General features: G+C 44.0%; 10 protein-coding genes. 6 read left to right on the top strand and 4 right to left on the bottom strand.

Annotation, left to right across the window (positions count from 1 at the left end):
- Positions 1 to 51 precede the first annotated feature (51 nt).
- Positions 52 to 1,221 (bottom strand): fumarylacetoacetate hydrolase family protein, encoded by a 1,170-nt coding sequence (locus ABXT60_RS13730; protein ID WP_443630660.1) that lies wholly within the window; start codon positions 1,219 to 1,221, stop codon positions 52 to 54.
- Positions 1,222 to 1,553: 332 nt separating this feature from the next.
- Complete coding sequence (locus ABXT60_RS13725; protein WP_443630659.1) at positions 1,554 to 2,855, bottom strand: L-fuconate dehydratase; 1,302 nt, start codon at positions 2,853 to 2,855, stop codon at positions 1,554 to 1,556.
- A gap of 222 nt (positions 2,856 to 3,077) precedes the next feature.
- Between ABXT60_RS13725 and ABXT60_RS13720 the strand changes: the two genes are divergently transcribed.
- From ABXT60_RS13720 to ABXT60_RS13695, 6 genes are all read left to right on the top strand, one after another.
- Positions 3,078 to 4,022, top strand: a complete 945-nt coding sequence (locus ABXT60_RS13720) for a LysR family transcriptional regulator (RefSeq protein ID WP_443630658.1) — start codon at positions 3,078 to 3,080, stop codon at positions 4,020 to 4,022.
- A gap of 437 nt (positions 4,023 to 4,459) precedes the next feature.
- The gene (locus tag ABXT60_RS13715) at positions 4,460 to 5,422 is read left to right on the top strand and encodes a TRAP transporter substrate-binding protein (RefSeq protein ID WP_443630657.1); all 963 of its coding nucleotides are present in this window, start codon (positions 4,460 to 4,462) and stop codon (positions 5,420 to 5,422) included.
- A 277-nt stretch (positions 5,423 to 5,699) separates the two neighbouring features.
- Positions 5,700 to 6,245 carry a TRAP transporter small permease subunit gene (locus ABXT60_RS13710; protein WP_443630656.1) on the top strand — a complete coding sequence of 182 codons (546 nt, stop codon included), beginning with the start codon at positions 5,700 to 5,702 and terminating at the stop codon, positions 6,243 to 6,245.
- A 28-nt stretch (positions 6,246 to 6,273) separates the two neighbouring features.
- A complete protein-coding gene (locus ABXT60_RS13705; protein WP_443630655.1) occupies positions 6,274 to 7,875 on the top strand; it encodes a TRAP transporter large permease in 1,602 nt (533 codons plus the stop codon).
- 518 nt (positions 7,876 to 8,393) lie between these two features.
- Positions 8,394 to 8,894: a hypothetical protein gene (locus ABXT60_RS13700; protein ID WP_443630654.1), complete on the top strand. Its 501-nt coding sequence runs from the start codon at positions 8,394 to 8,396 to the stop codon at positions 8,892 to 8,894.
- A 283-nt stretch (positions 8,895 to 9,177) separates the two neighbouring features.
- Complete coding sequence (locus tag ABXT60_RS13695; protein ID WP_443630653.1) at positions 9,178 to 9,492, top strand: hypothetical protein; 315 nt, start codon at positions 9,178 to 9,180, stop codon at positions 9,490 to 9,492.
- Positions 9,493 to 9,823: 331 nt separating this feature from the next.
- Here ABXT60_RS13695 and ABXT60_RS13690 read toward each other — a convergent pair whose 3' ends face one another.
- Positions 9,824 to 10,570 (bottom strand): hypothetical protein, encoded by a 747-nt coding sequence (locus ABXT60_RS13690; protein ID WP_443630652.1) that lies wholly within the window; start codon positions 10,568 to 10,570, stop codon positions 9,824 to 9,826.
- Positions 10,567 to 11,904: a tyrosine-type recombinase/integrase gene (locus ABXT60_RS13685; RefSeq protein ID WP_443630651.1), complete on the bottom strand. Its 1,338-nt coding sequence runs from the start codon at positions 11,902 to 11,904 to the stop codon at positions 10,567 to 10,569. Before ABXT60_RS13685 ends, ABXT60_RS13690 begins: the two co-directional genes overlap by 4 nt.
- Positions 11,905 to 12,157 lie beyond the last annotated feature (253 nt).

The following is a 12,157-nucleotide window of genomic DNA, read 5'->3' as shown; positions in this document are numbered from 1 at the left end:
AGCGCAATTTCGCGTCGATCATTAAGCAACTATGGTGGAGGCAGAGCGTTCTTACAGTAGTTGGCGCTGCTTTAAATTTTTGATTAATTCTAGGATGCCGAAGCTCCACTGAGGGATCTTGTCGCTGTGGTTGATACGGTTATGCAGGCCGCCAAGTTTTGGTGAGCAAATTTCGACTACATCTCCGAGCTTATGAGTGAAACCCTGCCCTTGATGATCGCGGTCTTGTACAGGGGCAAAGAGAGTGCCTAGAAATAGAGCAAAACCATCAGGGTATTGGTGCGACGGGCTATATGTTTGCTCGACTAATTCAGTGACATCACGGCTGATCTGACTCATGTCGCTAGCGGCTTGCATGTGGAATCCATCCTTACCAGTTACCTCGACAGAGATTTGAGCAGAACGAATGTCATCCAGGTTGAATGTGTTATCGAACATGCGGATAAAAGGCCCTATAACGCACGATCCGTTGTTATCTTTGGCTTTCCCGAGCAGTAAAGCGCTGCGGCCCTCAAAATCACGCAAGTTGACATCATTACCCAGCGTTGCTCCTAAAATTTGACCTCGATTGTTTACAATTACAACAACCTCAGGTTCTGGGTTATTCCAATCGGAGCGCGGGTGCAAGCCTGCTTCGCTGCCAAATCCAACTGCCGACATAGCCTGACTTTTGGTGAATACTTCTGCGTCAGGGCCGAGACCAACTTCCATGTATTGTGACCATAGACCTTTTTCAAGAAGACTTTTCTTCACTTTCTGAGCAGCGCTGGAGCCCGGCTTTACACTTCCAATATCGGTTCCGGATTGTTGCTCGATTAACTGTCGCATTTCGGCAGCTTTGGAGGCGTCCCCCAGGCACCGTTCTTCAACAACACGTTCAATCATGCTGGTCGCAAAAGTTACCCCACAGGCTTTGATCGACTGAAAATCCACTGGAGCCAGTAGGTGAAGTTTGTTTGAAGATGCTTCTGGACTCAGGCTGTTTTTAATCAATTGAGTGACAGGGCCAAGAGATAGGGGTTCTTTAATTCCACTAAGAAAGCTGTGGACGTCAGTCCGATTGAATAGCTCTGCAGTCGTGCTGACATAAGAGGTGATATCAAATACCTCGCCCTTTTTTACCATCACTATACAGGGTCCTGTCCCTGGTAACTGCACACGGCCTAGTAACAGGGCCTGAGGAAGGTCATGTGGTAAAAAACGGTCAATCAAATCAATCATCTGGTTTTCCTTGTGGTCATTTGTCTTTTGTAAGCTATATCGGATCAGGGGCAATTTGTTCTATGCCCGAATAGCCTATATTCTGGAATATTTTAATTTTATTTAAATCTTAACTTATTGATTTTAAAATACTTTAATTTTTTACTTGAGAAATTTTTACGTTTTATCTAGATTGCGGGGCAAATCCAATTAACTTATAGCCCGAGCTTCTAGAACAAATTGCCCCTGTATATCGGATTATCTGGAGTGTCATTCGTCCGCGACTATGAATCGGTTTTATTAAATATGGGATAGGCAATGAATAGTTAGTTTCAGTATATATTCCATAACCTCTATTCTTGCCATGCCTCCCCCGAGGGGAAGACATGATACGCCAGAGATTCAGGGTGTATGGATGTGCTATAGCCTGGCATTTGCGGCACTTGATAATGACCTTTTTGGATTATAACTGGATCAATAAAGTGCTCGTGTAGGTGGTCTACATATTCCAAAAATCGCCCATCCAGCGAACCAGACACTGCGATGTAGTCAAACATTGAGATGTGCTGAGTCATTTCACACAAGCCGACTCCGCCGCCATGAGGGCAAACAGGTACATCAAATTTTGCTGCCAACAACAACACCACTAAGACTTCGTTGACGCCACCCAATCGAGCACAGTCAAGTTGGCAATAGTCAATCGCATTGGCTTGAAACAGCTGTTTAAACATGACGCGATTTGAGCAGTGCTCGCCAGTTGCGACACCGATATTATCGAGCCTACGACGGATTTCAGCATGACCAAGTATGTCATCAGGGTTAGTCGGTTCTTCAATCCACATAGGATCAAATTCTGCCAGATTGCGCATCGCAACGATCGCTTGGTCGACATCCCACATCTGATTGGCATCCATCATCAGAGAGTTTTCCCAACCAATCGCTTCACGTAAGACCTGAGCACGACGTATATCATCGTCCAAATCCCCCCCCACTTTTTGTTTAAAATGTGTCCATCCCTCGGCGAGAGCTTCCTGAGCTAAACGCTGCACTTTCTCGTCTGAATAACCCATCCAGCCAGGTGTGGTTGTATAGCCCGGATAACCCTTTGCTAGCAGATCCTGCGTTCGTTGCGCCTTACCACTCTCCCGACGTTTCAATAACCCCAGCGCTTCTTTCGGTGTCAGCGCATCAGTCACAAAGCGGAAGTCGAGACACTTGACCAACTGCTCAGGGGTCATGTCAGCAAGCATTTTCCAAAGTGGTTTTTTTTCGGTCTTAGCCCACAGGTCCCACACTGCGTTGACTATGGCTGCTGTGGCCATATGGATCACCCCCCTGTCTGGCCCAAGCCAACGCAATTGACTATCACTGGTGGTCATATAGCGCCAGAACCCACCCATATCGTCAGTGATTGAAGTGAGGGAGCGTCCCACGATCATAGGAGCTAAAGATTTGACTGCAGCTACGCAAATTTCATTACCGCGACCAATCGTGAACGTAAAGCCATGCCCTTCAAGGCCAGAAGCAGAGTCAGTGTGCAATGTGACATAGGTTGCTGAATAATCTGGAGCCTCATTCATTGCATCAGAGCCGTCTAGCGAGCGTGAAGTGGGAAAGCGAATATCTCGAACTTCGATTGAGGTAATTGTGGTCATCTATTTTTTCCTTATGGTTATCAGTCTTTTTTTAGCTATATCAAATTATCTAGACTGCCATTCGTGCTTTAATGTTAACTGGCTTTCTAGTTTGGGTTAGAGACTACAATCTATAGCGATAACTGTATAATGCTTTTTTATATACTACTGATAGTCTATAGTTATCATTTAATACTTTAATATAGCTAATTATGTAATCCTGTTGGAATAGAGAAAACGGTTATGACAAAACTAACCACGACAAACCTCACCCGTTGGTTGCGCTTCAAGCACTTAAAGTTACTGGTGATTTTGGGTGAATGCAGAAACATGCATCAAGCAGCAGAACAGATGTATATGAGCCAGCCGGCTGCGAGCAAAATGTTAAAAGAACTAGAAAGCTTTTTTGGGTTCAAACTCTTCGATCGACTACCCCGCTCTATGACTGCCACGGAAATGGGACACGAAGTACTGAGTCATGCCCAATTGCTGTTAAATGACGCCGAACGGTTGGTGGAAGAAATTAATCTTATGCGCGAAGGGGGGCATGGCAAGATAATGATTGGAGTAATCCCCGCCGCCGCGCCGGAAATTTTGCCAGCCGCGATTGTTGCTCTAAAGCAGCGGCGCCCGCGTCTAGCAATCAGTATTAAAGAGCACAGCAGTGATCATTTATTGGCAGACCTCGAACAGAAACGACTGGACATCGTCATTGGCCGCTTAACACAAGTCGACCAGCACAATATTTTTAATTTTGAAGAGCTACTTGAAGAGCCTCTTTGCATCGTGGTTCGGCGTGATCATCCGCTGGCTGGTACAACCGAGGTTGAATTATTGGATTTATGCCACCGAGAGTGGATATTGCACCCAATTAAAAGTCCCATGCGGGGTGTTTTTGAGAAGGGGTTCGAAGAAGCTGGTGTAACGTCCCCAACTAACATAATCGAAACAACATCAATTCAAGTAACATTGAAGCTACTTGAAACGTCGAATATGCTGGCTGTGATGCCGCAATCGGTGTTAAACAGCTTTCTTAATAACAATCAACTAGTTCGCCTACCCATACAAATCGGAGAATTATTTAATCATTACGGTATTATAACCCGCAAAAAAGATACGCCTCCTGAGGGGGTGATAGAGCTGATTAACGCATTACGTGAGCAAATCAAAACTATTCGAGATCAGTAAGGCACCATTTTCAAACCGGTAAATTCGTTATAACGGTTTCAAGTGGTTGAGCGCGGCATTCAGAATACAAATTTCTAATCGTCAAACCCTCGCACTTTTCTACAGCTTTTCTGACGTACCACGAATAAGAGTGGAGAACCCAATATAAATAAGCAGGACTCAATAATTGATCCTGAGTATTAATAGAACATACTCAGGGTTTGAGGCGCTGTTGGTTAGATTTTTGATAAACATTTTTTCTTATTGGAACAGGACAAGCTGATAACTAAAGGATATCAATAGCGTATAAAAAAGCGTTAGACAGTTATCTAAACGAACTGTAATGTCAATCGTAGCTCGTTTAGTAAACGTGACTTGCTACAAAAAAATATAAAAGATAAAGGACTCATGATATGAAAATTAAATTGTTATTTAAAACCAGTGTCGTTGCAATGGCAATGTCTTCTGGAGTTGCATTAGCTCAATCAACTGACTTAAGCATTCAGACTCACATCTCTCCAGAAAGCCCTGCAGGGCAATTAACGGCTCAGTTTGTTAATGATGTACAAGACATGTCTGGCGGAGATATCAAAATAGAGATGTTTTACTCGGGAGCAGTTGTAAAGTCGGGAGATACGTTTGACGCTGTGCGCAATGGCGTACTGAGTTGTGATATGACCAACGGTGGCTATCAAACCGGTAAAAACCCAGCATTTCAGTTTGTTAATGACATCATGGGTGGTTATGACACACCTTATCAGCAATTAGCATGGCTTTATCATGGTGGCGGTAAGGAAGCTGCCGACAAATTGTATAATAAGTACAACATGAAGTTTGTCGGTTGGAGACTCGGGGGGCAGGAGTCACTGGTTTCCACCAGACCGCTGAAAGGTGTTAGCGACCTAAAAGGTTTTAAATTCCGCTCCCCTCCAGGGATGGAATCTGAAATATTTTCGACACTGGGCGCTAAGCCTGTAGTGATGGACTTCACCGAAATATTTACAGCTCTAGAAACTAGAATCATCGACGGCGCTGATGCATCTTCGCTTGCTAACAACGTGTCTCTAGGTCTTTACGATATTGCCAAGCATACTACCTTCCCAGGCTTCCACTCGATGGCTGCTGATCATCTAGCCTGTAATTTGGATGTGTGGAATGCCATGCCTTCAGCGCACCAGCGTATCATAGAAACCGCGATGCAAAAGCTGTCTTTCCAAACTGCAATGGCCATCATGGTGAAGAATGGTGAGGCAGCGGCAAGTCTTGAAGGAAAGACGGAGTTGTATGACTGGTCTGCAGAAGATCGTGCGACGTTCCGAAGTGCCGCTAAATCTACATGGAGCACATGGTCAGAAAAAACACCGGAGACGGCTGAGCTTGTTGAAAGCCATAAGGCGTTCTTAAAGAAAATCGGCCTTTAACAGGTAGCTTGTGGCATTTGAAGCACGCGATATGCCATAAACCTTTATAGCAGTGAAGCTTGACGATTATTCGGAAACCCGACGGTCTGATTGCTTCAATGTAATTAAGGCAAAAAGTGCACTAAGCGTTCATTATAATTAATTTTAATGGACGCTTGTTTTTATCTAAAAAACCTCTGTTTTGAGGTTTAATCTAATCTAGGCGTTAACCACTTAGTTTTCAAGGTGCGTTAGAGTCGGCCTTGAAAAAATACCTTAATAAATAATAGGATGGCAGATGATTGAGTATAAACCTACAGGATTGATTGATCGTATTACTCTGCCAATATGCAGGGTAGCGATGTGGGGTGGAATGTTTATTGTAGCTATTATATTTTTTGAGGTTGTTTCACGGTATGTTTTTCTGAGTCCAACATTATGGGTTAATGAATTATCCCTCTGGACAGCGGGTATGTTTTATCTGTTTGCTGGTTTATATGCGATGCAGCAGCGCAGTCATATTCGAATATTGATTGTTCATTGTATTTTACCGCGCTGGCTGCGACATTGCTGTGATGTTTTAAGTCTTTGTTTATTATTTGTTTTTGTTTTTGCCGTTGTTTGGGGTGGATACGATGAAGCCGTTTCTAAACTATTGAATTGGGAACGGTTTGGGACGGCTTGGAATCCACCTATTCCAGCCATTATGAAGCCTCTTATCTTGCTGATGTTGGCAGCAATATTTATCCAAGCATTATCAAATCTAATTTTCGACTGGAAAAATGAGAATATAGAACATGAATTAGATTTAGAAGATAGTGACCCTAAAAATTTAGATCGATAATACGTTAAGTAAGGTTAAGGAGTTAGTTATGGATATTGGCCAAATATCGGTATTGCTTTTTGTAGGGATGATATTCCTACTTGTTATTGGTATGCCTCTAGGATTCGCTTCAGGATTTCTTGCTGTTGGGGTACTTGTTCTGAAATTCGGGCCTGATCTTCTGTTTTCTGACTTTGGTAGTGGGCCGCTGAACATTATTGGCCAAAGAATATATGGGATAACAACTGACTATATTCTTATTTCTGTGCCTCTCTTTATTTTAATGGCGACCCTGCTGGAACGTTCTGGAATAGCGCGTGACATGTACTCTAGTTTGAATGTTTGGCTCTCCAAGTCAAGAGGAGGAATCGCGATCGTTACTGCATTAATGGCCGTAGTGATGGCAGCGATGTCGGGGATTATTGGTGGGGAGGTCGTATTATTGGGACTGATCGCTCTGCCTCAAATGTTACGTCTTGGTTACAATCAAAACTTGGCCATCGGAACCATATGCGCAAGTGGAAGCCTGGGCACTATGATTCCTCCGTCGATTGTATTGATTATGTATGGGATGATTACCGAAACGTCGATCCACGCCTTGTTTAAAGCCGCTTTTGTGCCTGGTTTCATTTTGGCTGCTTTCTATATTTTTTACATCATCGTTAGAACCCAACTCAATCCAAGTTTGGCACCATTACCAGAACCCTCTGATGACGACCTTCCGGCCAACAAAAAAACAAAATGTTTCATCACCTTTATGGGTTGGCTGATTGCCATATATAGTGGCGGTCGGTTGCTACATGCAATAGTGATTGAGGCACAAAACTCACTCGGCCTGCTCAAAGAGTATGATTACCATCCATACACCACTTCAAGTATTACCCTCGCTTTAGTGATGCTGGTGCTATCTACTGCTATTCCTTATGCCGTGTTCAAAGCTGATGTTTTAAAGACAACATGGTCTATGACGAAAGGGCTGATAGCCCCCTTCTCGGTCGTTTTTATTGTACTTGGGTCAATTTACGGTGGAGTGACAGGAATTACCGAAGCGGCAGCGATGGGGACTGTTGCGGTATTAATCCTAATTGCTATACGGGGTGAGTTCTCAGTTGCATTAGTAAGTGAGGCGCTTATGCGCACCTTTAAATCTACTGGTACCATCTTGTGGATCACCATCGGAGCAACTGCGTTAGCCGGCGCTTATACGATTGCAGGCGGACCAACCTACGTGGCCAATTTGATTATAGGGTCTGAACTTTCGACTATTGGCGTGTTGATATTTATGATGTTGGTATTTCTGTTCTTGGGTGCCTTCATGGATTGGGTCGGTATTGTGCTGCTTGTGATGCCTGTCTTTTTGCCTATCGTATTAAAACTGCCGATCGCCGAAATAGGTGTGTTTAGCCCTCTTGTCGATGATCCACGGTTTATCTCAGTCTGGTTCGGCATTGTTTTTTGTATCGCAATGCAGGTATCTTTCTTATCTCCACCGTTCGGGCCAGCCGCATTTTTTCTTAAATCAGTAGCGCCGCCTCATATCACACTACCAGCTATCTTTAGAGGCTTTTTACCTTTTATTGGAATACAGGTATGTATTCTTATATTGGTTATCGCGTTCCCTGAACTAACTATGTTTTTCCGTAGCAGTTGAGTGGAAATTTAACTTCCAGGCGAGACTCGCTGCAATAAAATTGATGTAGGCAAGCGTTACTATTGAGACTCACAATTACCTCGTTACTGTAAGACGTTAACTACCTTGGCCGGTCGCATTGTCGCCTAATACGTTACCCTGCTCAACAAGGGTATCGGGGCTTTTTTATGCCTGTAACACTTTTGAATGGCCACCCCCCCCCCAGGCCCGCGACCGACTACTTTAAGCACCCCATGTACTGTAATAGCTAAAAACGAAAAATAACCTACACACCTAATCTGTACCAGTAAAACCGATTTATGTTTATAGCTCTTTGAAAAGGCATAGCGATAAAACCTATAAAACCGGTTTATCTCTCAAGGTAGGGAGTTATATAGGTTTTATCGGTGCAGATCAGTGGTACAGGTTAAAAACGTTTTTGAATAAAAACCATTGGGTCCCTACTCGGCAATCCCACCTGGGGTATTTCAGGAGCGCACCATTTCGCTAGTTATCAATTTATATTAGGGAATACTACTATGGAATTAAACAGAAGTGACACAGCACAAAAGCTAAATGTTGCATTAACCACGCTGGATTATTGGAGGCGCAAAGGCTGCCCCCACACCAAAAAGGGTAAGCAAGTGTTCTTTAACATAGACACGCTCAACACATGGCTAGATAACCGCTCAGGTGGTGAACTGGACTACACCCAAGAGCGGGCCAAGCTAACTAAGTTACAAGCGGAAAAGGTAACGCTGGAGCTAGAACAGCAGCGTGGCAATTTGATACCTATGGAATTGGTAATTGAGGGGTGGCAGGGGCAAATAGCCAATTGCCGCGCTAAGTTGTTGGCACTACCGCCCAAGGTGGCCGCCCAGGCAGTGGGGGCAGATTATGTAGAAATTGAGCAGCTATTCAAGGGCGCTATTTACGAAGCACTAGACGAACTGGCCGGCGACGGTGTGCCCAAAGAATACCAAAAGCGTCTTGATGTAGTGGCTACTAACCTTGAAGCCACACAAACCGACTATGGCTAGCATAGGACCAAACCAACCATGACCCGCGCACCTATGCTATTTCTGAAAATATCACCTATACTAAAAAGGTAATCAACCACGGAATGGTGTAGGGGGTTTTATGAGCAGTAGCACATTCATTATATACCTTAATCGATTTAATGAGGTAAAGGCTTATGAGATAGACGTTCTAAGCGAGAGCGAAGATACCGTCATCGTATGGGACTAGCAGCAAGATAAATATAAAACGCTGAAAGCTTCTAACGTACTTTCGAACAATGAATCCTATGAAACTGCCATAGCAATGGCAGAGGCACTTCAGAAAAATTACACCATTATTTCCAAATACAAGACTGATCGGCGATGGAAAAATGAAGGTGATAAATTTGAAGTCTGCTTTACAGGTTTCAAAAAGTCAGAAAAGGGCGAGTTAATTGATTTGGCTAAAGCAAATAACATGTTCATAAGAACCACCGTAACTAAAAAACTAGGACTCTTAGTTTGTGGCTACAATGCTGGACCAGCCAAAATCAAAATGGCGAATGAAGATGGTGTTAACTGCGTATTTGGTGCGGATGGCTTTAACCAGTTCATCGCAACGGGGGAAGTTGGTGAATAGCGATAATGGATATTGAACAAGTCAAAAGGGCCAATACTTAGCTCTTCAAATAGGACTTTAATTTAAGCCCGACACACTCACAGACCACTCAGCCCTTATTGTGGAGCTAAGCCAGTAACGCTACGTCATGCTTTAACGTCGCTATAAAGGCCGCTTGGTCGTCGCCAGGCTGTAACGATTTAACGGCCTCAAGTAAGTGGTCTATTTGAACTGGATTCAATTTTGACCATAGGTCATAGGCTAGTTTGGCTTTGATATCTGATTGGGTTATTGGCGATTGTGTGATGGGCAGGTTAGGTTGGCGCTGTTCATTTGATAAGTCCCTTTGTGATTAAGTGTTAGTCTGTGCTTGCATGAGCGGCCGTAGTTGGAAGCGTACCATGTCTGAATCTATATCATGGTCTGGAAAGTAAACGTTGGACAGGCTTGCAATTAAGTCGTGGTCAATGAGTCCGTACTCATACGACATGAATTCAGCAAAACGCCTGGTGAAGTAATGGAGTTTGACATTTTTGCTTCCAGGCTGGATAACTAGGCTGGTGGTGTCTTGGGTCTTCAATTCTTGCTTTGCGCTATCGAGCACGTCACATACTGTTCTTGCGTCAAAAGCAATACCAATGCTTGCGGGGAGCAATCGGCGACCCTCTTTAATGAGAATTGAGTTAATAATATCGTCGCCAAGGTGGGGGCCAATTGGTCCATCTAGCCCGTGCCTCTTAAGCTTGCCCACTAACTTCGATATATCTTTGCCTATATCAGTAAGTGCGGCTCGCTTATCCTTGGGTTTCATCAGGCCCCACTCCCTTGAGTGGGTAAGCCCAAGAGCGTCATGCAGCATGTGCTCAAAAACAGTACAGAAATAATCTGCATCTAGGTTATTTGCATCATTGTATTGTTCTAATGGTGTGAAGATTACACTGGGATTGGCGGCTGTAAATAACTTATATAGCGCGTCTGAATAGATTTTGTACCTGCCAATGTCACCGTGTATTGCGATTGCACGTTGGTAATGTGAGTGCTTGTCAATTAGGCCTTGGGGTATAGCTTTTGGGAAAGTCTTTGTTGTTTGAGCTGTCACTGTTGCGCCCTATTAAAAAGTCCCGATATTACGTTGGTATCAATCCCGCCAGGGTCAATAACATTCTTGGCTAGCCATTGTTCCCACGTTTTCATTGCAACTCTTTTTTCGGGCAAATAGTCGTAACGGTCGTAGTGTTTGCCGCTAACATCCGTTGTAGTGTGGTTTTGCATTCGGTCTCGCATTGTTTTACTTATTCCAGCTTTCCCCATGAGTGTTTTAACTGTTCGTCTTATATCCCGGGGAGTAAATGGTTCGATTGGTAAATTAGAGCGTAGCGCCGCCACCTGGTTGGAGAGGACGCTGGTCCTGTCATAAGCATCTGATTTGGGGTTAGACACGCGCGATGGAAACAATAGATTGGTTGCACCAGGTTCGTTTAATCGTGTTTGTATTTCCGCCCAAGCGTACTTGTTGAGTAGTATTAAGTTAGGTGTGCTCGACTTTGTTTTGGTCATGTATATGGCTCTTTCATCTGGCACAATATCTGTAGACGATAGCCTCAATAATTCTACTGGGTGAAAGCCGGTACAAATCATTACCTTGAGTAAGCTTGCATAAACAGGATTCATATATTGGCAACATGCTTCCCATACAATGCGCAATTCTTCTGTGTCTAAATTTCGCTCTAGCACTCGTTCAAATCTCTGTATTTTTTTGATTTTAGCAACAGGGTTTGAGCTTATATCGAAGCATAGACCGTTTGATTTTTGGACGGTTATATCGTGGTCGTAGGTTAGGCCGACATTAAATGCAGCGTGCAAATCACCACGCGTTCTATTTAGTGTCGTGGTTATGTCTCGGGCATACATGGCCTGTAGTATGTGCTTAATGTCGTCGGCTGTTATGAGGTTGGCTTTCTGAGTTGCCAGATGTGGATAGGGGGTAAGCACGTAGCGTTCTAGGGATGCAAAGACCTTGGCATAGGATGACCGGTCTTCTGCTTTCATACGGTCCCTGTACGCCTCGCAGAGCTGTTGAAGGGTGCCTAGATTATCAAGTCGTGCGCGTTCACGAATGGCGGCCTGTTCGGCTGCTACCCTTAGGCGCTTTTCTTCTTCAAGTTGGAATTTGATATTGTCGGTGCCGGCGGCCTGGCTAGATAGTTCGTTTGCCCTCTTCCTGGCCTGGACCAACTTTATGGAAGGATACGAGCCAATCTTAATATTGATCTCGCTGCCTTCCTTCAATATTTTACGGAAGTAGAACTCTTTGGAGCCACCGGCGGCCCTCTTTTTGTTCCAGATAATCAGCGACCCGCCATTATCTAGGCGCTCGCTTTTTCGCTTCCCGATTCCGAGTGCGCTAATTGTAGTGTCGTATAGTTTTGCCATTGGTGTAAATCCTCAAATCCGGTTCCATATCAGGTTCCATCTACAAGAATACAGCCATGAGCATCAAACAACAATAAAAAACAATAAACGTTAAATATCATCTACTTAAATATTTATAATATCAACCAAGTACGGAGAAATATACTATACCAAGAGATTCCGATCCTGTTGGTCGGGGGTTCGACTCCCTCCTGGCGCGCCATTTATTAAATATTAACATCTAATTTTCAACAAGTTAACCTATACGTTTGTG

Source organism: Candidatus Njordibacter sp. Uisw_056 (assembly GCF_047730085.1).
In the GTDB taxonomy this organism is placed as follows: Bacteria; Pseudomonadota; Gammaproteobacteria; order Pseudomonadales; family Balneatricaceae; genus Njordibacter.
This window is presented reverse-complemented; position numbering and strand designations above follow the sequence as displayed.